The sequence below is a fragment of the Rhodococcus sp. 05-2254-5 genome (genome assembly GCF_002258575.1).
GTDB classification, from domain to species: Bacteria; Actinomycetota; Actinomycetes; order Mycobacteriales; family Mycobacteriaceae; genus Rhodococcoides; species Rhodococcoides fascians.
Map to the genome: position 1 here is coordinate 153,055 of NZ_NOZG01000032.1, position 21,597 is coordinate 174,651.

At 65.0% G+C, this 21,597-nt stretch carries 18 protein-coding genes; 8 read left to right on the forward strand and 10 right to left on the reverse strand.

The features are described 5' to 3' along the window. Window positions 1–7 precede the first annotated feature (7 nt). Window positions 8–2,383, reverse strand: coding sequence for an ATP-binding protein (locus CH278_RS24800; protein ID WP_094623115.1), 2,376 nt, complete (start codon window positions 2,381–2,383; stop codon window positions 8–10). A 122-nt stretch (window positions 2,384–2,505) separates the two neighbouring features. On the opposite strand from CH278_RS24800, the gene glgX reads away from it, so the two are divergent. After that, window positions 2,506–4,548 carry a glycogen debranching protein GlgX gene (gene glgX, locus CH278_RS24805; protein WP_094623116.1) on the forward strand — a complete coding sequence of 681 codons (2,043 nt, stop codon included), beginning with the start codon at window positions 2,506–2,508 and terminating at the stop codon, window positions 4,546–4,548. On the opposite strand, the gene CH278_RS28280 is transcribed toward glgX, so the two are convergent. The 5 genes from CH278_RS28280 to CH278_RS24825 form a co-directional block, all read right to left on the reverse strand. Next, window positions 4,479–4,769, reverse strand: coding sequence for an aromatic-ring hydroxylase C-terminal domain-containing protein (locus CH278_RS28280; protein WP_373557347.1), 291 nt, complete (start codon window positions 4,767–4,769; stop codon window positions 4,479–4,481). The genes glgX and CH278_RS28280 overlap by 70 nt on opposite strands. Beyond that, on the reverse strand, window positions 4,718–6,232 hold the full coding sequence (locus CH278_RS24810; protein WP_094623117.1) for an alkaline phosphatase D family protein: 1,515 nt from the start codon (window positions 6,230–6,232) through the stop codon (window positions 4,718–4,720). The genes CH278_RS28280 and CH278_RS24810 overlap by 52 nt, the downstream gene beginning before the upstream one ends. 168 nt (window positions 6,233–6,400) lie before the next feature. Further along, window positions 6,401–8,107, reverse strand: coding sequence for a glycerol-3-phosphate dehydrogenase/oxidase (locus CH278_RS24815; RefSeq protein ID WP_094623118.1), 1,707 nt, complete (start codon window positions 8,105–8,107; stop codon window positions 6,401–6,403). Continuing rightward, window positions 8,104–9,621 carry a glycerol kinase GlpK gene (gene glpK, locus CH278_RS24820; protein ID WP_032367858.1) on the reverse strand — a complete coding sequence of 506 codons (1,518 nt, stop codon included), beginning with the start codon at window positions 9,619–9,621 and terminating at the stop codon, window positions 8,104–8,106. The genes CH278_RS24815 and glpK overlap by 4 nt, the downstream gene beginning before the upstream one ends. Next, a complete protein-coding gene (locus CH278_RS24825; protein WP_027494674.1) occupies window positions 9,618–10,472 on the reverse strand; it encodes an MIP/aquaporin family protein in 855 nt (284 codons plus the stop codon). Before CH278_RS24825 ends, glpK begins: the two co-directional genes overlap by 4 nt. A 122-nt stretch (window positions 10,473–10,594) precedes the next feature. Between CH278_RS24825 and CH278_RS24830 the strand changes: the two genes are divergently transcribed. The 5 genes from CH278_RS24830 (at window position 10,595) to CH278_RS24850 (ending at window position 15,384) form a co-directional block, all read left to right on the forward strand. Continuing rightward, window positions 10,595–11,575 (forward strand): sugar-binding transcriptional regulator, encoded by a 981-nt coding sequence (locus CH278_RS24830; protein WP_094623152.1) that lies wholly within the window; start codon window positions 10,595–10,597, stop codon window positions 11,573–11,575. Window positions 11,576–11,701: 126 nt separating this feature from the next. Then, window positions 11,702–12,964 (forward strand): DUF6745 domain-containing protein, encoded by a 1,263-nt coding sequence (locus CH278_RS24835; protein ID WP_256991920.1) that lies wholly within the window; start codon window positions 11,702–11,704, stop codon window positions 12,962–12,964. A gap of 66 nt (window positions 12,965–13,030) precedes the next feature. Further along, window positions 13,031–13,486, forward strand: a complete 456-nt coding sequence (locus CH278_RS24840; RefSeq protein WP_027494677.1) for a hypothetical protein — start codon at window positions 13,031–13,033, stop codon at window positions 13,484–13,486. Between the two features lie 139 nt (window positions 13,487–13,625). Next, window positions 13,626–14,957 carry an MCE family protein gene (locus CH278_RS24845; protein WP_094623120.1) on the forward strand — a complete coding sequence of 444 codons (1,332 nt, stop codon included), beginning with the start codon at window positions 13,626–13,628 and terminating at the stop codon, window positions 14,955–14,957. 67 nt (window positions 14,958–15,024) lie between these two features. Beyond that, entirely contained in the window at window positions 15,025–15,384 is a 360-nt protein-coding gene (locus tag CH278_RS24850; protein WP_032367862.1) for an STAS domain-containing protein, read from the forward strand. Here the strand turns inward: CH278_RS24850 and CH278_RS24855 are convergent. After that, complete coding sequence (locus CH278_RS24855; RefSeq protein WP_371828202.1) at window positions 15,361–16,518, reverse strand: PP2C family protein-serine/threonine phosphatase; 1,158 nt, start codon at window positions 16,516–16,518, stop codon at window positions 15,361–15,363. The two genes, CH278_RS24850 and CH278_RS24855, sit on opposite strands and share 24 nt — an antisense overlap. After that, the gene (locus CH278_RS24860) at window positions 16,518–17,318 is read right to left on the reverse strand and encodes an alpha/beta fold hydrolase (protein WP_032368041.1); all 801 of its coding nucleotides are present in this window, start codon (window positions 17,316–17,318) and stop codon (window positions 16,518–16,520) included. The genes CH278_RS24855 and CH278_RS24860 overlap by 1 nt, the downstream gene beginning before the upstream one ends. A 56-nt stretch (window positions 17,319–17,374) precedes the next feature. Here CH278_RS24860 and CH278_RS24865 point away from each other — a divergent pair, with 56 nt between their 5' ends. Further along, window positions 17,375–18,457 carry an NAD(P)H-binding protein gene (locus CH278_RS24865; protein ID WP_052060920.1) on the forward strand — a complete coding sequence of 361 codons (1,083 nt, stop codon included), beginning with the start codon at window positions 17,375–17,377 and terminating at the stop codon, window positions 18,455–18,457. 32 nt (window positions 18,458–18,489) lie between these two features. On the opposite strand, the gene CH278_RS24870 is transcribed toward CH278_RS24865, so the two are convergent. Further along, the gene (locus tag CH278_RS24870; RefSeq protein ID WP_032408374.1) at window positions 18,490–19,974 is read right to left on the reverse strand and encodes an amidase; all 1,485 of its coding nucleotides are present in this window, start codon (window positions 19,972–19,974) and stop codon (window positions 18,490–18,492) included. A gap of 90 nt (window positions 19,975–20,064) precedes the next feature. On the opposite strand from CH278_RS24870, the gene CH278_RS24875 reads away from it, so the two are divergent. Continuing rightward, the gene (locus CH278_RS24875; RefSeq protein WP_306436710.1) at window positions 20,065–21,261 is read left to right on the forward strand and encodes an SGNH/GDSL hydrolase family protein; all 1,197 of its coding nucleotides are present in this window, start codon (window positions 20,065–20,067) and stop codon (window positions 21,259–21,261) included. 51 nt (window positions 21,262–21,312) lie between these two features. On the opposite strand, the gene catC is transcribed toward CH278_RS24875, so the two are convergent. After that, a complete protein-coding gene (gene catC, locus CH278_RS24880) occupies window positions 21,313–21,597 on the reverse strand; it encodes a muconolactone Delta-isomerase (RefSeq protein ID WP_032367866.1) in 285 nt (94 codons plus the stop codon).

Sequence of the window (21,597 nt, forward strand, 5' to 3'; positions counted from 1 at the left end):
CGCCCGGTCAGTGCTCGCGGGCGAGGCCTGCGGTGAAGTCGTCGGCGATCATGACGGCCAGATCCCGCGTCTTGCGGTTGGTGTTCTGTGAGAGTTCGGTCAATTGCGTGAACGCGGCGTCGGCGTCGATGCGGTACACCGACATGAGGATGCCGACGGCTCGGCCGATCGTGCCGCGGGTCTCGAGCGCCGTACGCAGTGTCGCGGCCTGATTGCCGCTCTCGGCGATCAGCTGCTCGCGCATCCGTGACAGTTCGAGGTGCACGCGAACGCGCGCGACGAGTTCTCGGTCGTGGAACGGCTTGACGATGTAATCGTCGGCACCGCGTCCGAGTCCGTCGAGCACAAAGTCGGTTCCCGCACGAGCGGTCAGCAAGATGACCGGTACTCGTCTCAAGTCGGCGTCGCCGCGGATGTCGTCCACCAGATCCAGACCACTGCGCCCCGGCAGCATGACGTCGGAGAGCACGAGCCCCGGCAGCATCGCTCGGGCACGATCGAGAGCGGTCTCGATGTCCCCCGCTGTCGAGACGGACCACCCTTCGTCGGTCAGCAGGCGCGCGAGGTAGTTGCGCATGTCGACGTTGTCCTCGACGAGCAGGACGTCGGCGCGATCGGTCGTCTCGGGAACGGGCTCGATCGAGGGGAAGATCGCCGAGATCGGATCGGCCGGAGCGCCGGGTCGATCGACAGCGGCAGCTTCTGCGGGCAACCGCGGCACCTGCACGGTGAAGGTAGTCCCCCGGCCCACGTCGCTGTCGACGTCGATCCGCCCGTTCAAGGCGGTCAGCAAGTCCGTCACCAGGGCAAGCCCGATTCCGGACCCTTCGATGCTGTGCGCGCCTTCTCGTTCGACGCGGTGGAACCGGTCGAAGATTCGAGGCAGGTCCTCGGCCGGAATTCCCAGTCCGGTGTCTGCGACCACGAGCCGAACGGTGGTCTCGTCCGCGACCAGACGAACCGACACCCGTCCGGCCGGGGTGTACTTGACGGCGTTGGCGACGAGGTTGAATACCACCTTCGACCACATTTCGGCGTCGGTCAGGACCACGACGTCCTCGGCCGCATCCACGACGAGCTCGAGCCCCTGCGCCGACGCGACGGCCGAGAACATCGTCGCGCAATCGCGTGTCACCGAGCCGAGGTTCACCGGCTCGGGTCGAGAGACGAGTCGGCCGGCCTCGGCATTGACGATGTCGAGCAGGTCGTCCACCAACCTGCGCAGCCGCATCGACGCGCGATGAACGACGTCGAGTGATTCGCGGTCGTTCGCGTCCAGCACCGAAGCAGCGTTCTCGCGTACCGAATCGAGCGGGCCCGTCAGCAACGTCAGCGGGGTGCGGAATTCGTGCCCGACGTTCTCGAGCAGCCGAGTCTTCGCAGCATCGGCGTCGGCCAAGGCCGCCACCCGGCTGCGCTCCATCTCGAACGCGTGCGAGGCCGTCAGTGCGGTGGACAGGCGTTCGGCGACGACGACGCAGAACGAGGTGAAGGCATCGTCGATCACCCGATGGCTGCTCACTCCGATCAACAGCGCCCCGACCGGCTGTACCCGACCGGCCATCGTCAACGGCACGACGACGGCCTGCGGAACGTTGCCGTCCACCTGCACGGTCGCGCAGGCGACCGTGCCGTCGGCAACGCGAGAGATGTCGGCGCACTCCCACGTCGCAGCGTCGTACCCGGCGTCGCCGCCGGTCACGACACACTCCACCGGGCCGTCCGCATTCAGATCTTCGCGGAGGTAACCGGCGACGAGGGGGAACTCCGACGCTTCGGCCGCGAGCACGCCCACTGCCGCACGGCAGATGTCCACGGCACCGTCGGTGTCGTTGCCCGTCAGCGTGCCCAGACTCAGCAACGCCTGCATGCGGCGTTCGCCGAGCAGCTGTTGGGTGACCTCCGACGTCGCGACGAACACGCCGAGGACCGCGCGCTCGGGACCGTGAATCGGACTGTACGAGAAGGTCCAGTACGTCTCTTCGAGGAACCCGTACCGATTCATCATGAACCGTTGGCGAGCACCGTGCACCGCAGTGCCGCCGTCGACGACCTGATGGGCCAATGCGCCGATCTCGTCCCAGATCTCTGCCCAGCAGTCCCTGGCCGGCTGCGCTGCGGCGGCGGGAAACTTGTCACCGAGAAAATCGGTGTACGAGTGGTTGAAGATCTGGACCAGGTGCGGCCCCCACCAGATCAACATCGGGATGGTCGACGGCATGACCGTGCGGATGGCCGCGATCAATTCGTACGGCCATTGCTCCACCGGTCCCAGCTCCGTGGAGCTCCAATCCAGCTCGCGAAACCGAGCCTCGGTGGCATTGTCACCGGGAAACAGCTCGTCGAGCCGAGCCGAACCGGGATCGGGTACTGCGGGATTCATGGCCTCGTCCTTAGTCACATGCGGCCGTAGGTCAAGGACGGGCGCAATCTCCTCGTCGATTCTATCCGAGCGCCAGGTGGACAAGCGTTTCGCTCACCTGCGCCGGGGGTAATCGGCGGCTCATGCCCACCTCATCCAGTCTCCCGTATCCCCTGGGCGTCTCGCGTCTGTCCGACGACGGTGCCAACCTCGCCGTCTACTCCGAAACAGCCGACTCGGTGTCCGTCGTCGTGATGAACGACGACGGAACAGAGCGCAGTACAACACCGTTGACGCTTCGCACCGGTCACGTCTTCCACGATCTGGTGCCCGACGTCACCCCGGGAACGCGATACGGTCTCCGCGTCGACGGCCCGTGGGATCCCGCCTCGGGACTGCGCCACAACCCGGCGAAGCTACTGCTCGACCCATACGCCACGGCCGTCACCGGCCAGGTCGACTGGAACGAGTCGGTGTTCTCGCATCTGCATGCAGAGCCGGAGACCCGCAACGACGAGGACTCCGCGCCGCACATGCCGTATTCCGTTGCGGTGCAATCGAACTTCGATTGGACCGGCGACGAGGCACCGCGCACTCCGCTGGACCGAACCGTCGTCTACGAGGTCCACGTGAAGGGCTTCACCGCCACCAATCCCGATGTTCCCGAGGACATTCGAGGGACATACGCCGGACTGGCCCACCCCGCCGCGATCGCGCACCTGAAGCGTATCGGCGTCACCGCAGTGGAGCTGTTGCCCATTCATCAGTTCGTCCAGGACTCACACCTGCTCGAAGAGGGCCGCCGAAACTACTGGGGCTACAACTCCATCGGCTTCTTCGCCCCGCACAACGAGTACGCCAGCACCGGCGACACCGGCGGTCAGGTGGACGAATTCAAGGCACTGGTCAAGGCGATGCACGAGGCCGGTATCGAGGTCATCCTCGACGTCGTCTACAACCACACAGCCGAGGGCAACCACCTGGGACCGACGTTGTCGCTCAAAGGAATCGACAACGGCTCGCACTACCGACTCGTCGACGACGACCGCAGCGCCTACTACGACACCACGGGCACCGGCAACAGCCTCAACGTCGGACATCCCGCGGCGCTGGGCCTGATCATGGACTCGCTGCGGTACTGGGTCACGGAGATGCACGTCGACGGATTCCGTTTCGATCTCGCGAGCACCCTGACCCGTCAGGACTCCGGCCTCGACGTCCACAGCGCGTTCCTCGATCTCGTACACCAGGATCCGACGCTCGCGCCGGTCAAACTCATCGCCGAGCCCTGGGACACCCAGGGCTACCAGGTGGGCGGGTTCCCGGCCAGGTGGTCGGAGTGGAACGGTAAGTTCCGCGACGACGTTCGTGACTTCTGGCGCGGCGAGGACGGCGCGTTGTCCGCTCTTGCGCAACGTGTCACCGGCAGCCCCGACGTGTACGAGAGCACCCGGCGCCCAACCTTGGCGAGTGTCAACTTCATCACCGCCCACGACGGCTTCACCCTGGCCGACCTCAATTCCTACGACGAGAAGCACAACGAGGAGAACGGCGAGGACAGCCAGGACGGCGAATCCGACAACCGTTCGTGGGGATGTGGTGCCGAGGGCCCGACCGACGACGAGGGCGTCAACGCACTCCGCGCCCGCCAGCAGCGTAATCACCTTGCCACACTGCTCCTTGCGGCCGGCGTCCCGATGATCCTCGGCGGCGACGAACTGGGCCGAACGCAGAACGGCAACAACAACGCGTACTGCCAGGACAACGAGGTCTCCTGGTTCGACTGGAGCACGGTCGATCAGGATCTCGTCGACTTCACCACCCACCTGATCTCGCTGCGCGACGAGCATCCGGCGTTGCGTCCCACCTGGTTCCGGCACGACAGCGATTCCGAGGAAGACGGGGCAGGACCCGATACGGTCGACTTCTACCGCGCCGACGGTCAGAAACTGGTCGACGAGGATTGGTCGGACGGAAACGCGCACAGCATTCTCATCCTGATGCGTGCGGGCGAGGGAGACGCGGCGTTCGCCTGGATGGTCAACGCCTCACCTGCGACAGTCGAATTCACGCTGCCGGAGGGCAAGTGGAGTCAGTCGACGTCGAGTGATCCGGATCAGGCGTACGAGGCGGGCGGACCGTCCATTCTGATTCGCGAGCATTCGTTCACGTTGCTGCAAGGCTGATCGGTCCACCGTTCGAGAATCTGTAGCCACTCCTCCGATTCGGAGCGTCCGGCCCACGCGATGTATCCGTCGGGCCGGACGAGGACGGCGGGGCCGCTGTCGGTACGGCGGACGATGTCCGTTCGAGTGCAGTCGCTCTCGCCGACCTGACCCCGACGGACCCGAGCGATCAGGCGGCAGGCAGTACCTTCGTGAACAGCACGGCCCCGGTCGCATCGCAGAGGTTGACGGTCAGATCGCGCGAGTCCCCGTCGATGAGCACCTCACCGAAATGCTGAAACGCGTCGAGTGGCGACGCGTTCGGCTCCGGTGGCGCGTGCACGAACACTGCCTCCGGGCCGAAGGTGCCGTCCAAGTCGTTGGGGCCGAACGCGCCGGCGTTGAGCGGCCCGCTGACAAATTCCCAGAACTCGCGAAATTCCTGGTAGGCCGCGCGCTCCGGCGAATAGTGATGCGCTGCTGTGTAATGCACGTCAGCGGTGAGCCAGACGGTGCCGGTGACGTCGTTCCGATCGATCGCGGTGAGCACCTGCGCAATGTCGGTCTCACGGCCCAACGGCGCACCGGGGTCGCCGTTGCCGACGCCTTCCTGCGCGTCCTTCCCATCAGGAACGACGAGTCCGAGGGGCAGGTCGTTCGCGATGATCTTCCACGTCGCGGTGGAGCGGGACAGCTCCTCGATCAACCACTGACGCTGCGCCGAGCCGAGGATCTCCCCTGACGCAGCGGTGTTCGCACCGTTCGCATCCTTGTACGTGCGCATGTCCAAGACGAAGACGTCGAGCAGCGGCCCGTAGGCAATCTTGCGGTACACCCGGCCGTCGACGGCTTCTGTGGGCGCGATGGGCAACCACTCGTGAAACGCCTGCAACGCTCTCTGCGACAGCAGGTCCACATCCTTCACCGTGTATTGCTCCAGGTCGAGGATCTCACCGGGGTACCAGTTGTTGACGGTTTCGTGATCGTCCCACTGGACCATCTGGGCGACAGACGAATTGAAGCGGCGGTAGTTGTCGTCGGTGAGATTGTAGGCGTACTGGCCGCGGTACTCGTCGAGCGTCTCGGCGACCTTGGACTTGGCCTCGCTCATGGTGTTTCGCCAGATTCGACCGTCGGGAAGTGTCACGCGCTCCTCGAGCGGGCCGTCCGCATAGATCACATCGCCGCTGTGCAGGAACAGATCCGGTTGCCTGTCGGCCATCGCCGAGAAGATGGTCATACCACCGATGTCGGGGTTGATACCGTAGCCCTGGCCTGCGGTGTCGCCACCCCACAACAGGCGGATGTCGGATGGGCCGTCAGGAGCTGTGGAGAACATTCCGGTGACGGGTTCCGACGTCGCGCCGTCCTCGCCCTCGAGCGTGACCCGATAATGAACCTTCTGTCCCGCAGGCAATCCGGTCAGGCGCAGCACTCCCGTTCCGTCCGACTGCGGAGTCAGCAGTGGCCCCCGCATCGTAGTCACAGAGGAGAACGAGTCCGTCGCGGACGTGTCGACGATCATCGTCGCCGGAGTATCCGAACGTGCCCACACCAGCGCTCCGTCGGCACGCACATCACCGCTGGCGACACCGTGTGTCAGCACCGGCCGGGTGCGAACCAACGCCGGGCTGCATGCCAGCACAGGCGTGGCAGCGGCACCGAGAGCGGCATATCGGAGGAGGGATCGACGGGTGAGCTGCATGCCCTTCACCGTCCAGCATCGACATGAACGGCTCGTAGCGCCCAGGAAGACAGACGATTTCCGCCACAAGCGCGTCGTACCGTGCGACGAGGAACGCGGCCGCAGGATCGGAAAACACAACCACCGATCCCGACCCTGCGGCGCTACCTCACCGAACCGCTGTGAGGGTCAGCTCACCCCGGCGCGCACGTCCGGTGCCCCGAGCCTGGCCGCGTCGGCGGTCTCGTCATCGGGCTGTTGCTGTGAATCCCGTTCTGCCAGAACACGAAGACGGTAGTGCTCGATCTCTTCCGTCCGGTGCTGATCGTCCCATCCGAGAATAGGAGCCACCAGCCGAGCTACTTCCTCGGCTGCTGCTTCACCACGATCGGGAACCTCGATGGAGATGCGGGTGCGCCGGGTGAGGATGTCCTCGAGATGCTGCGCGCCTTCGTGACTCGCGGCATAGACGACCTCTGCCTTGAGGTACTCCGGTGCGCTGTCGAGAGGCTTCCCGAGTTCGGGATCGGCGTCGATCAGATCCAGCACCTCACCCATCAGGGTGCCGTACCGACCCAACAGATGCTCGACGCGTGAGACCCGCATGCCGGTACGTTCGGCCGTCAGATTGCGGGAGTTGTACGCCCCGAGGTAGCCGTCGGCCCCGACGAGTGGGATGTTCTCGGTGACGCACTTGGGCACGGTCCGTTCGAGCCCGTGCACCGCGGCATCCACTGCGTCCTTGGCCATCACGCGGTAGGTGGTGTACTTGCCACCGGCGATGACGGTCAGTCCTCGCACCGGGCTGGACACCGCATGCTCGCGGGAGAGCGTGCTGGTGGAGTCGGATTCTCCGAACAGCAACGGCCGCAGACCCGCGTAGACCCCGACGACATCGGCGCGGTCCAGTGGATCGGCCAGCAGCTTGTTCACGTGCCCCAGGATGTAGTCGATGTCGCTCTGGCTCGCGGCCGGGTGGGCGAGATCGAGCTTCCAGTCGGTATCGGTGGTGCCGATGATCCAGTGGCTTCCCCACGGGATGACGAAGAGCAGGCTCTTCTCGGTGCGCGTGATGATGCCCGTGGCGCTGTTGATGCGGTTGCGGGGCACCACCAGGTGCACGCCCTTGGATGCGCGAACCTGGAACTGTCCACGCCCGCCGACCATCTGCTGGACCTCGTCGGTCCAGACACCCGCGGCGTTGATGACCTGCTTGGCACGCACCTCGAACGAACGACCCGTTTCCAGATCGCTCGCCACGACTCCGACGACCTTGTCGTCCTCGCGAAGGAAGCCCGTGACGCGAGTGCTGTTGGCGCACAACGCCCCATAGGCCGCTGAGGTCCGCGCAATCATCATCGTGTGCCGAGCGTCGTCGACCTGGCCCTCGTAGAACTTCACCGCACCGCGAATAGCCGACCGCTTACCGGAAGGGAAGGATTCGAGCGTCTTCTTCTTACCGAGATGCTTGTGATGACTCGGTACGCCGCGTCCGGCACCCATGACGTCGTACACGCCGATGCCGAGCCCTACGTACGGACGGTCGATCACCTTTTCGAGCGGATAGATGAACGGCACCGGACGAGCGAGGTGCGGGCACAACGTGTTCAGCACGAGCGAACGCTCTTTGAGGGCCTCGAACACCAGCGAGAAGTTGAACTGTTCGAGGTACCGCAGACCGCCGTGGAACAGCTTGCTCGAGCGACTGGACGTACCGGCCGCATAGTCGCGAGCTTCGAGCAGTCCGACCTTCAGACCACGCGTCACCGCGTCGAGAGCCGTTCCCGCGCCGACGACGCCGCCGCCGATCACCAGGATGTCCAGCTCTTCGGCTTCCATCCGTGCGATCGCCTCGGCGCGCGCGGTTGGACTCAAAGCCGTTGTGGTGGAACTCATTCTTCATCAACCCAATCGAGAGTACGTGTCACTGCCTTCTTCCAGCCGGCGTACAGCTTTGCCCGCTGGTCTTCGTCCATGGACGGTGTCCATGTCTTGTCCTCGGCCCAGTTCTGGCGAATGTCGTCCTCGCTCGCCCAGTACCCGACGGCGAGGCCTGCCGCGTATGCCGCTCCGAGAGCGGTGGTTTCGGCTACGACGGGCCGCACCACGTCGACGTTCAGGATGTCGGACTGGAACTGCATCAACAGTTCGTTGACGACCATTCCGCCGTCGACCTTGAGCACCTCGAGGTCGACGCCGGAGTCGGCGTTCATGGCCTCGATGACCTCACGCGTCTGGTACGCAGTGGCTTCGAGCACGGCACGGGCCAGGTGGCCCTTGTTGACGAACCGCGTCAATCCCACGATGGCACCGCGCGCATCGGCACGCCAGTGCGGAGCGAACAGACCCGAGAACGCGGGCACGAAATACGCGCCGCCGTTGTCGTCCACCGAACGCGCGTCGGTCTCGATGTCCGCAGCCGAGGAGATCATGCCGAGGTTGTCCCGCAGCCACTGCACGAGCGAACCCGTCACCGCGATCGAGCCTTCGAGCGCGTACACCGTCGGCTGGTCGCCGATCTTGTAGCAGACGGTGGTGAGCAGGCCGTTCTTGCTCATGACCTTCTCGGTGCCGGTGTTGAGCAGCACGAAATTGCCTGTGCCGTAGGTGTTCTTGGCCTCACCGGGAGACAAGCAGGCCTGCCCGAAGGTGGCGGCCTGCTGGTCTCCCAGGATGCCGGAGATCGGCACACCGCGGAACGGTCCGCGTTCACGGCCGGTGCCGTACACCTCGGAACTCGACCTGATCTCGGGCAGCATCGACATCGGAATGCCCATGTCGGCGCAGATGCCCTCGTCCCACTGCAGGGTGTCGAGATCCATCAACAGCGTGCGCGAGGCGTTGGTCGGATCGGTGTAGTGCAATCCGCCGTCGGTTCCGCCGGTCATGTTCCACAGCACCCAGGTGTCCATGTTGCCGAAACACAGCTCTCCCGCTTCGGCTTTGGCCCGTGCACCGTCGACGTTGTCGAGAATCCACTTGATCTTCGGCCCGGAGAAGTAGGTGGCCAACGGCAGACCGGTCTTGGCGGTGTACTTGTTGGCATCGCCGCCGCCGAGTGCGGTCGCGATGCGATCGGTACGGGTGTCCTGCCAGACGATGGCGTTGTAGATCGGCTTGCCCGTCTCGCGGTCCCACACCAGCGCCGTCTCACGCTGGTTGGTGATACCTACTGCGGCGATGTCCTCACGCGTCAGATCCGCTGCGGCCATGGCACCGGCCGCGACGGCGCGCACGTTATCCCAGATCTCCGACGCGTCGTGCTCGACCCAACCGGCCTGCGGGAAGATCTGCTGGTGTTCCTTCTGATCGACGGCGACGACGGTGCCCGCGTGATCGAAGATCATGCAGCGTGAAGACGTGGTTCCCTGATCGATCGCGGCGACGTACTTTCCTGCGAACTCGGTCATGGCTTCTCTCCTGTGGTCTGGGTGTCTGCTGGGAGTCGTGATGGCGGCTCGGGCGTCGAACCTTCTTGTTTGCGTAGGTTCTTCCCGATCAACAGGTCGTACAGGAACACTCCTATCGGTCCACCTACGAGAGGTCCGACGATCGGCACCCAGAAGTACAGGCCGCCGTATTGATCTCGCCACGCTCCACCGTAGCCCGTGATGTACGACGCCAGGCGAGGTCCGAAATCTCGAGCCGGGTTGATCGCGTAGCCGGCGTTGGTGGCCCAGGCGAATCCGATGGCGACGACGATGAGGCCCACGATCAGGGGAGCCATGTTGGCCATCGGTGCGGTGCCGAGCGAATCGGTCACGGCCACGATGAGGAACAGCAGAATGGCGGTACCGATGATCTGGTCGATCAGCGCCGAGGACACACTCACCGGCAGTGTCCCGTTACCGGGCAGTGTCGAGAAGATGGTCTGGGTGGCGGTGGTGTGCCCGGGGTCGACCGCGTTGATCATGTCGTTGTAGTTCCAGCGCACCAGCAGGGCGGCCACGAAGGCACCTGCGGTCTGCGCGAGAATGTACGGCGCAACCATCTTCCAGCTGAATCCGCGGAAGAGTGCGAACGTGATGGTCACCGCGGGATTGAGGTGCGCGCCGGTGATACGGCCCGCGACATAGATACCGAACATCACGCCCAGCCCCCACGCCCAGGCGATCGAGTCGTGACCGCCGAGGCTGCCGGACTCACCACCCGAGACCACCTGAGCGACGACGCCGACACCGAACAGAATGAGAATCATGGTTCCGGCGAACTCCGCGGCCATGTGCGCCGGTAGCCCCCATTCCGGTTCCTTACGTGCCATCTTTCAGCCTCCACACAGTCAGTGATACACGCCACATTGCGTGCCATTTGCCACGGTAGACGGCCTGCACTGCGTTTCACAGCTGATGCACATATGTGCAATTCGGTCGTACACTGGTGCCGGTGACGGACCCCAGTATCACTCCCGAATCCGACCTGCGGACCGGCCATGCCACCCAGGCGGCGCGGCTCTACTACTTCCAGGACATGACGATGGCGGCCATCGGCCGTGAGCTGGGCGTATCTCGTTCGACAGTCTCACGACTCATCACGTTCGCGCGGGCGTCGGGACTGGTGGAAATCAAGATCTCCACCCCACTCGGTCAGGCACCACGGATCGAGCGTGCATTCGCCGATCTGTACGACATTCGTGCACACGTGGTGCCGGTCGCGGAGACGGTCGACGAACTGCAGCGTCTCGATCGGGTCGCGACCTTCGCCGGCCGACTACTCACGTCGTTCTTCGAGTCGGACATGGTGATGGGCGTCGCCTGGGGAACCACCGTCAGCGCCGTCAGCCGCAAGCTCGCCCCCAAACGAACCCACAACTCGAGCGTGGTGCAACTGAACGGGGCAGCCAACATGCGCACCACGGGGGTCTCGTATGCCACCGACATCATCCGGACGTTCGCCGACGCGTACGGGGCTGCGGCACAGGGATTTCCGGTCCCCGCATTCTTCGACTATCCGGAAACGAGGCAGCACCTGTGGCGCGAGCGCAGCATCAGGCGCGTGCTCGAACTTCAGGATCGCATGAACCTCGCCGTCTTCAGCATCGGCGTCATGAGTGGAGCCGTTCCGAGTCACGTCTACAGCGCCGGCTATCTCGAACGCGAGGACAGAGCCGAGCTGCAACGTGACGGCGTCGTCGGCGACATCGCCACGGTGTTCCTCCGATCCGACGGCAGCTACAACCGAATTGCGTTGAACGACAGATCGAGTGGTCCGAGCCTCGATCGGCTCAAGGCCGTCCCGCGCAGAGTCGCCATCGTGGCGGGAGAGTCCAAACTCGACGCCCTTACCGCCGCACTGCGCGGTGGCCTGATCACCGATCTGGTGATCGACGACATCAGCGCCGCGAAATTGGTGTTGCGCTCGCGCTGACCCATGTGAGTGGAAACTCGACCCCTGCTACGAACTTCCGCGCACGTGGGCAACCCTTGCGCTCGGCCGATTCTCGTGTCACTCTTGGTTCATGACAACAGGAAAGGCGGACACCGCCTCACCGAAGTGAGCGCCGTGCCGATGCCGTCGACATTCCCCCGTCGAGGCACATTCTCCGAAGATCCCGATTCCTACGCCGAAGACATTCGCGCGGTCTGTGCACAACGCGACCGGTGGCTCGATTACGGACTGAAAGCCGGCCCAGCCGACAGATCCGTCGCGGAACTTGCTGTGGCACAACTGTATCGATCAGCCGGGTTCGACGAGCCCAAATTCCATTGGGTACCGTCACCACAGGCTGCAGCGACCTTCATCGCCGGCAGACACTTGGCGAGAACACCGTCGATATCCACCGCCGGTACCGAGGTGGACGCCGCGATCGCGACCATGTTGTCCGACTCCCGGCACCGTATGGACCGCATCATCGAGCGCCGCCACATCGAATGGCCGCGGGAAAACCGGTGGTCGACGGTCAACGGCACTAACGACTTTCGAGCCCGCGGCATCGTCGCCCGCGGTACCCCGATCGAGGCGGCCCTCGCCGGTGTCAGCCCGGATCCCATCATCGACCGGACCGTCCGTACGTCGTTGCACACCAGCCTGTTCGACGGAATTGCCACTGCCATCCGCACGACCACTCCCCGCCCGTTCGGCTCCATCACCTGGTACGGCCAACAGGAAGCCCATCGCGTCGCCTACTACGACGCTTTCCGTCGCCACGGCCTCGCCCGGTTCTCCTTCGAAGACGTCGAACTACTCGACGTCCAAACCGCCCTCATCGAGTCGACGGGCTGGTGGTGGGCGTTCGAGAACATCGCAGTGATGGCAGAACGGCCCACCTCCGTACACGTCGAACCGCTACCCGATTCACCGCACGGTGAAGTGCGGCTGCACAATTCGAAGGGCCCGGCCGTGCAGTTCGCCGACGGCAGCGCAGTCCACGTACTGAGCGGCACCGTCGTTCCGAGCTGGGTGATCGACAATCCCACGGTCGACCGCATCACCGTCGAACGCAATGTCGAAGTGCGACGAAGCGCCATCGAACGGATCGGCTGGGACACCTATCTGGAGCAGGCGGGCCTACGCCTCGTCGACACCGGTCAGGATCCGGGGAACCCGGGCTGCACCCTGGAGCTGTACGCAGCACCGGAGGGCTGGCAGGACGGGGGACGAATTCTGCTCGCCGTCAACGGTTCTCGTGAACGCGACGGTCGACGGCGCCGCTACGGGCTGCGGGTCCCCGCCGCCTTCACCTCCGCCGTCGACGCGGCAGGCTGGACCTACGGTCTGGCCGGAGCCGACTACGCCCGGCTCCTCCGGCGTACCTGACTCTCTGCACCCCCATTCGGCACCACCCCACAACTACCCACCCCACAACTACCCACAGGTGACCCCATGAACTCGAACATCACGCTGTCCACTCTCACCGACCGCACCGGTCTGGATGTCTTCGACTACCTCGACAAGGAGATATCGGTGCCCGTCGTCAACGGGTCGCAGGCCCAGGGAGATCTGATCGTCGTCCCACTCGCCGTACTCGACGGCATCGTCGTCACCACCGAACGGACACGACACGAGACCGTGCCGTTGTCCGGCATCGAACTACTCCGTAGTGCGGCGGGCGGCAATCCGCACAGCCTCGTCGCCGACGGCCGCGGGTGCACGTGGTCGAGTCCGGTGCACGACGTTCGACGCCTCGCTCTGGGCATCCTGAGCAATTCGGAGACCGCCTACCTCATTCACCCCGAACACGGAGCCACCGGAATTGCACCCGGCCGATACGTCATCGGTCGTCAGCGCGAACGCGGCGGAGACGGCTGGTTCTCGTCGACGCAACTGATCGCGGACTGACACACCGACTGCGTGTGATCTGCATCGCATCACCCGGGCACTGATAGGTGCATCTCAGAAGGGGCGTCGGAGCAGTAAGTGTGACTCTATGTAGCACTAAGGTTCGCGTCATGACTGCTGTTGTCGCACAGACCGTCGCATGACCGGCGCCCCTTCGCCGGTGCAGAACCGTCTCCTCGGAATCGGACTGGTCGTGCTCATCGTGGTGTTCGTCGGGTGGAGTGTCACCTCGTACAACAAGACGTTCGTCGACGTCGTGACCGTCTCCCTCGAGACCGACAGCGTCGGCAACGCGCTGCCCCGCAATGCCGACGTCAAGGTGCGCGGCATGATCGTCGGCGAGGTCCGATCGGCTACGACCACCGACGGCGTCGTCACCTCGGAACTGGCGATCGAGCCGGACAAAGCGCCGATGATCCCCTCGAACGTCACGGCTCGCCTGCTGCCCAAGACTCTCTTCGGTGAGCGGTACGTCGCGTTGATTCCGCCGGACGGCAAGCCCGGTTCGCCCATCACCGAGGGCACCGTGCTGAAGCAGGATCGCAGCGGAAATGCCATCGAGGTGGGGCAATTGCTCGACGGCCTGCTGCCGTTGCTCCAAGCCGTGCCGCCACAGGATCTCTCGAACACCCTCGGCGCACTGGCACAGGGGCTCAGCGGCCGCGGAGAACAGCTGGGCCTGACGATCGATCGGCTGGAGAACATCTTCTCCGGACTGAACACCGAACTCCCCGCCATCCAGCAGGACCTACGCGGATTGGCGGACTTCTCCCAGACCTACGCCGATGCAGCTCCCGAGTTGGTCAGCGCTCTCGACAATCTGCGGACCACCGGCAACACCGTCGTCGAGAAGCAATCCGCGCTCGCGACGCTGTACACGTCGGTGTCATCCGCCTCGAACACGACGGCGGGCTTTCTCGAGGCGAACTCGACGCAGCTGATCGGTCTCGCCGCGAATTCGCGCGAGGCACTCGAAGTGCTGGCCGAGTTCTCCCCCGCCCTGGGTTGCACGGTCGCGCAGTTCGCCGAAGGGGCCCGACGCGGCAGGATCGTCACCGGCGTCGGCGACGAGTATCCCGGCATCAACGTCTCGATGCCGTTCGTCAATCCGAAGGGTCGATACCTGCCGAACCAGGACGAGCCACGGCTGTTCGAGCAGACCCGCGGACCGAGCTGCTACACCCCGCTCGACCGCAATGCGGGCGACTACTTCCCGCAGTACCCGGGTGGGTCACCCAACGACGGCTCGTACCAGGTACCGACCAGAAACCCGGGCGAACAGAACATCCCGGTGCTCTCGGCTCCGCAGCTCTCTCCTGTTCCCGCGTCGTACGCGGGCTCGGTCACCGAGCAGCAGACCCTGGCCGTCATCTACGGCGGTGCCACCGGAATCGCACCGGAGGCCGTCCCCTCCTGGACCACGACGGTGGGCGCGCCTGCGCTTCGAGGAACTCAGGTCACGCTCCGCTGACACCGCCTGATTGAATGGTCCGCATCCCCCGTCGACGAGCACGGCGGGTAACGATTCAGGAGTACAGATGCCAGTCGACACGAACGCCGCAGGATTCTCGATCCAGTCCTCCAACGACGGGCGCGCGGCCGTCATCTCGGTAGCGGGCGAGCTCGACGTCACCACCGCTCCGGCACTGTCCGAGGCCATCACCGCACAGACCGCGACCGGCCCGGCTGCACTGATCGTCGACCTGAGCGGAGTGTCGTTCCTGGCCTCGGCGGCCATGACCGTTCTCGCGACGGCGCAACAGGATCACGGAGAGTCCCTGTCGTTCTCGGTCGTCGCAGACGGACCGACCACCAGCCGGCCGATCAAGCTGATGGGCTTGGATCAGGAATTCACCCTGCACGCCGACCTGGCGTCAGCCCTCGCTGCCCTCGGCTGAGTCGGGGGCCGGGGATACGCCCAGTGCCATCACGGCGGCATCGTCGGCCAGCCCGTCGCCGAAGCTGCGCAGTAGCAACCGCAGATCGTCGACGATCGCTGCCGGAGTCGCCGGAGCGTGCGCCGTCGCGAATTCCAGCAGGGCACCGTCGTCGTCGTATCGGCCCCGGCCGACTCGCGCTTCGGTGAGACCGTCGCTGTAGAGCATCAGGGTGTCCCCTGCTTCGAGCGTGACGGTCGCCGGAACGAAGCGAGCGTGCCGAAGTATCCCGATCAGCTGGCCGCCCGTCATGGTCACGTAGTGGGCGGTGCCGTCGGCACGAAGGACCAGCGGTGGGGGGTGCCCGCCACTGGCCATCGATACCTCGAATCCGGTGTCCGTTCGGCTCAGAATGCCGAAGACTGCGGTGCAGAACTGCGCATTGGCGTCCCGAAACTCTTGTCGCAGAACAGAATCCAGATTCTGCAGCACCGCGACGGGGTTCTCGTCGTACACCGCTGCCGCGCGCAGGGTGTACCGCGTCAGCGACGTCACAGCGGCTGCCGATGCACCCTTGCCACAAACGTCGCCGAGAAAGAATCCCCAGCAGTCGTCGGACAACGGAAACAGGTCGTAGAAGTCGCCACCCACCTCGTCGCGGGACGCTGCCCGGTAGTGCGCCGCGGCGGTCATCCCCGACGGCGGTAGCAGTGCAGGCGGCAACAGCGACCGCTGCAGCGTCTTGGCCAACAGTTCTGCACGCGTGCGTGATTGCAGCAATTCGCGCTCGTAGGTGCGGCGATCGCGCGCGTCGAGCGCCGTGATGCGGATCAGTACCGGCCGGCCCGCTGCGTCGATCTTGACGTTCGCCGTGATGAACACCGGCAGCCGTCGACGATCTGCCGTCACCAGGTCCAGCGCAATGCCGTCGAGCTTGCCGTTCATCAACAGCATCGGCCCGAAGTGGGTCTCGTAGTGAATCCGTCCACCGACGGTGAGCAGCTCCCCGAAATCGGTGCCGACCAGCGCGTCGACCTCGAAGCCCAGCCAGGTTGCCAGCGTCGAGTTCAGTCGCGCGATCCGCATGTCGGGGCGCACGGACAAGTACCCGCATGGCGCATTCTCGTACAGGTCCTCGACGTCGAGGTCATCGATCACGACGGTCTCACGAAGTCCGCGATGGTCTCGGCCGTCAGTTCGGGTGCGGTGATCTGCGGGCAATGGCCACTGACGTCGAGCGTGATGCGGACGCTCCCCGGGATCTGTTCGTGCACGAACCGGCCGACCTGAGGCGGAGCGAGCGAGTCGCGCGCACTGTCGATGATCAACGTCGGCACCGGTACTGCAGGCAGATCCGCCCGATTGTCGGACAGAAAGGTGGTGCGGGCGAACACCCGTGCGCACGCCGGATCGGTTCGGCACACGCTCGCGGTCCACATGTTCTCGAGTTCCGGTCGATCGGGTGCGTTCACGACCACCGATGCCATCGATGCAGACCAACCGAGGTAGTTGCTGTCCAGCGATTCGAGCAGTTCGTCGATGTCCTCTGCACTGAAGCCGCCGCGGTAGTCGCCGTCGTCGATGTACCGGGGGGACGGAGTCAGCAGAATCAGCTTGGTGAATCGATCGGGCGCAGCGGTGGCGGCCAGCACCCCCATCATCGACGCCACCGAGTGACCGACCAACGTGACGTCGGTCAGGTCCAGTTCCTGCGCTATCTCCACGATGTCGGCGGCGTACGTGCTCATGTGGGCGTATCTCTCGGCGTCCCAGGCCGCCGGGTCCGCTGCCCCGGCCCCCACGTGGTCGAACAGGACGATCCGGAATCGCGAAGCAAGGATTTCGGTGACGCCTCGCCACAACGTCTGGTCGCAGCCGAAGCCGTGCGCCAGCATCACGACCGGGCCGTCGGCAGCTCCGACGACTTTCACGTTGTTCCTGATACGCGCACTCACCTGCACAGTGTGTCATCCGGCACCGGAAGCGGGGAGTGAGACTGCCCGGACAGGGTATGACCCCTGTCTACAGAAACGAGAATCTCATGCGAGTGCTGGTCACCGGCGCAACCGGATACATCGGATCTCGGCTGATCCCCGTGCTTCTCGAACAGGGCCACGAGGTACACGCCGCGATGCGTGACCCCAAGAAGAAGTCGCGCTTCGCCTGGGGTGCGCACGTGACGGCTGTGCACTTCGACCTCGACGACCACGACAGCTTCGACTCCGCTACCGAGAATGTCGACGCGGTGGTCTACCTGGTCCACTCGATGGACGAGGGCGATTTCGTCGAGAAGGATCGCCACGCCGCGCAGTCGATGGCCGCTGCCGCGGAACGCAACGGGCTCCAACGAATCGTCTACCTGTCCGGTCTGATTCCCGACGACGGCACTCCACTGTCGGATCACCTGCGCTCACGGCTGCAGGTCGAGGAGGCGTTCCTCGACAGTTCCGTCGATGCCACCGTCCTCCGGGCCGCCATCATCCTCGGTTCCGGATCGACGTCGTTCGAGTTGGTGCGACGCATGACCGAGCGACTGCCGGTGACGCCGATTCCGACGTGGATGCGGAGGCAGGTGCAGCCGATCGCCGTCGTGGACGTCGTCGCCATCATCGCCCGCGCCCTCGGCGATACAGCCCGTCCCGGATCGTTCGACATCGGCGGCACCGAGACGATGAGCTACCCGGAACTCCTGCAGGCGTACGGCAGCGTCGCCGGTCTGCGCCGAGCACAGATTCCGGTGCCACTGCTGCCGACGGGGCTGGTCGGCCGCGCGGTCGCAGTCATCACCGCGATGCCGCCCGGCACCGTGATCTCTTTGGTGGAGAGCCTGACCCACGACATGGTCGTGCGACGCGGTAATGCCGCGACGGACGTGTTCGCAGAACCGGATACGACGTTGCTCAGTGTGCGGGAGGCCTTGGAACGCTCCATCACGGTGGCAGCCGAGGAAGGTACGGACGCACACGCCGATCCTCAGGCCGCAGCCGACACCGATCCCGACTGGGCAGGCGGAGTCGTCGACATCGTCGACGGCACCGTGCGACAGCGTCCGTCCGGCATCGCAGGCAAGGTCCAGCTCGGAGCGACCCGCTAGCCGGTGTCGATGTCTGTCAGCTGATGTAGCTGTCAGCCGATGTCGCTGTAGCGATGAGCCCAGGGCACTGCTCGTTCCAACTGCGCTGCGAGTTGGACGAGCAGCCCCTCCCCGCCCAGCGGGGCGAGAAAGTGTGCGCCCATGGGCAGACCTGAGCTCGTCCAGTGCAGCGGAACGGACAGGGCGGGACGCCCGGTGACGTTGGCGGTCTGGGTGTACGGGATCCACGAGATGTTCTCGTCGATCATTTGATCCACGATGCCGGTGTACTTGAGCATTCCCGCAGTTCGGCTGCGCAACAGCAAGTCCGATGCCAACTGCAGCGGCTTCGCGAGCTCGAACGCCCCGATCTTCGGGGGAAGCTCGGCCAGAGTCGGGGTCAGCAGCAGGTCGTACGTCTCGAAGTAGGTGGCCAGGGCCCGCACGTGCACGTGTCGTCCCTCCACCGCATCGAGGTAGTCGACTCCGCTCGCGGATCGGCCGAGCGCGGCCATGATTCGGGTGTCCCGCTCGAATGCGTCGTCACCGCACCCGGTTCTGCGCTTGACCTCTTCCATTTCCCACGCCAGGTACGTGAACCAGGCGAGCAGGAATTCGCGGTTGAGCGCCGCGTCGTCGAACGGCGGGGCCTCGAGGAGTTCGACGGTATGGCCCAGTTCGCCGAGCGTCGTTGCCGCCGATTCCATCGCAGCGATCGCCTCCGGGGCCGGAGACGGATTCACCGAGGTCGCGGCGTACATGCCGATCCGTAACGGCCGCGGGTCGGTGTCCATCCGAGACAGGAACCCGTCGGGCGGCGGCGTCGACGAGTATCCCGACGTCGGCTCACCACCGGCGAGTACATCGAGCATCGCGGCGGTGTCGCGGACCGATCTCGACACCACGCCCTGTACTGCGGCCCCGTGCATCGGCTCGCCGAACGTCGGTCCCGACGGCACCAGCCCGCGGCCGGGCTTGAGCCCGACGAGTCCACAGCAGGCCGCCGGAATGCGGATCGAGCCGCCGCCGTCGTTCGCTCCCGCCACCGGCGCGATCCCGGCCGCGACCGCCGCGGCGGAGCCACCCGACGAACCACCGGGAGTTCTGCTGCGGTCCCACGGGTTTCGAGCCGGGCCGAACACTGCCGGCTCGGTGATTCCCTTGGCACCGAACTCCGGGGTGTTCGTCTTACCGAAGATGACCAGGCCGGCGTCGAGCCAGCGCTGAACCACCGTCGCGTGTTCGGGCATCGGCAGCTCGGTGAGTGCGCGCGAACCACTGGACGTGGGCAGCCCCGCGTAATCCTGCGACAGGTCCTTGATCAGAAACGGCACCCCGGCGAACGGGCCTTCCAGCGTTCCGGCCAGCCGCTGCTCGGCCTCCTCGCGCATCGGGCGCACGATCGCGTTGAGACCCGGGTTCACCGACTTCGCCTGCTCCAGTGCGCAATCGAGAAGTTCACGCGGGGTGACATCGCCTGTGGAGACCAACTCGGCCAGCCCGAGGCCGTCGTACGTCCGATACTCGTCGATGCGCATGTGGCCACCTTAATTACGTGCGGCCAATCCGTGTGCGAAACGGTTTGCCTAAATGCATTAGGCAAATATACGGTTCATATAGGAAGGCAGGTGCGCCAGCTGCCCTTACCTCAGCCCGACACTCCACAGATCGAGACCACCATGATCACTACCGACATCTCCGACACACTTCTGCACGGCGCGGCCGAGCTGGAACGAACCGACAACGGCGTGCTTCCTCATCGCCTGCCACGCGCAGCTCGTCAGCGCTTCACCGACCCCCAGCTCACGATGGCGGAATCTCAGCCGTCCGGAGTTCGGTTGGTCTTCACCACGACCGCCACCATCATCGAGATCGAGGCGGTGGCGACCCGTCGCACATTCCTGGGCCTCCCGCCGCGGCCGGCCGGGCTGTTCGACCTGCGAATCGACGGCGTCCTCATCGAGCGCGTTTCGACGACGGGTGGCATCACCACGACCATCGACATGGCGACGGGGTCGGTCACCGATCAGGTCGAGCCGACTGGTGTCGCGCGGTTCTCCGGGCTGTCCGCAACCGACAAACACGTCGAAATCTGGTTGCCGCACAACGAAATCATCGAACTGGTCGCGCTGCGTACCGACGCCGCTGTCTCACCCGTCGTCGACACCCGACCGATCTGGATCGACTACGGCAGCTCCATCAGCCAGGGATCCAACGCCACAGGACCCAGCACCACCTGGACGGCACTCGCCGCGACGGCCGCCGATGTGCAACTGCGCAATCTGGGTTTCGGCGGAAGCGCACTGCTCGATCACTTCGTAGCGAAGGCCATTCGGGACGCGCCCGCCGACCTCATCAGCCTCGAGATCGGAATCAACCTCGTCAACTCCGACGTGATGCGGCTACGCGCATTCACCTCCGCGGTGCACGGATTTCTCGACACCATCCGCGACGGTCACCCCCACACCCCACTGTTCGTGATCTCCGCGCTGCTGTGCCCCATCCACGAGAACACCCCCGGCCCAGGTGCATTCGATCCGGCGGCATTGGCGTCGGGTACCGTGAAATTCGCGGCGACGGGTGATCCCGCCGAGGTGCGTGCCGGAAAGCTGACTCTGACCGTGATCCGCGAGGAACTCGCCCGTATCGTGTCCGAGCGCGCCACCGAGGACCCCCACCTTCATTACCTCGACGGCCGAGAACTGTACGGAGACAACGATGTCGAGGACCACCCGTTGCCGGATAGGCTGCACCCCGACCAGTCGACGCATGAGCTGATCGCCGAACGCGTCGTCGACCGGATCTTCCCGCGAACTCGAAGTTAGGGACGGATCCCGCGGATATTCCGTCCCCAACTTCGAGTTCGGCGGGGTCGATCACCCCGCGGAAATGTCCGACGGGTGTTGCGCGAGCGGGGACACCTCGATCGTCATGTACGGGAACAGTGGGAGATTCCACAGGATTTCGTGTAGCCGCTCGTTGTCCCGGACATCGAAGATGCTGAGGTTGGAGTACTGGCCGACGATGCGCCAGATGCTCACCCACTCCCCGTCCCGCTGCAGTCGCTGCGAGTACGCCTTCTCCCTGGAGAGGGTGTCCGCTCGTACGTCCGCATCGAGGTCCTGCGGCAGTGCGACGTGCATCTTCACGGCAAAAAGCAT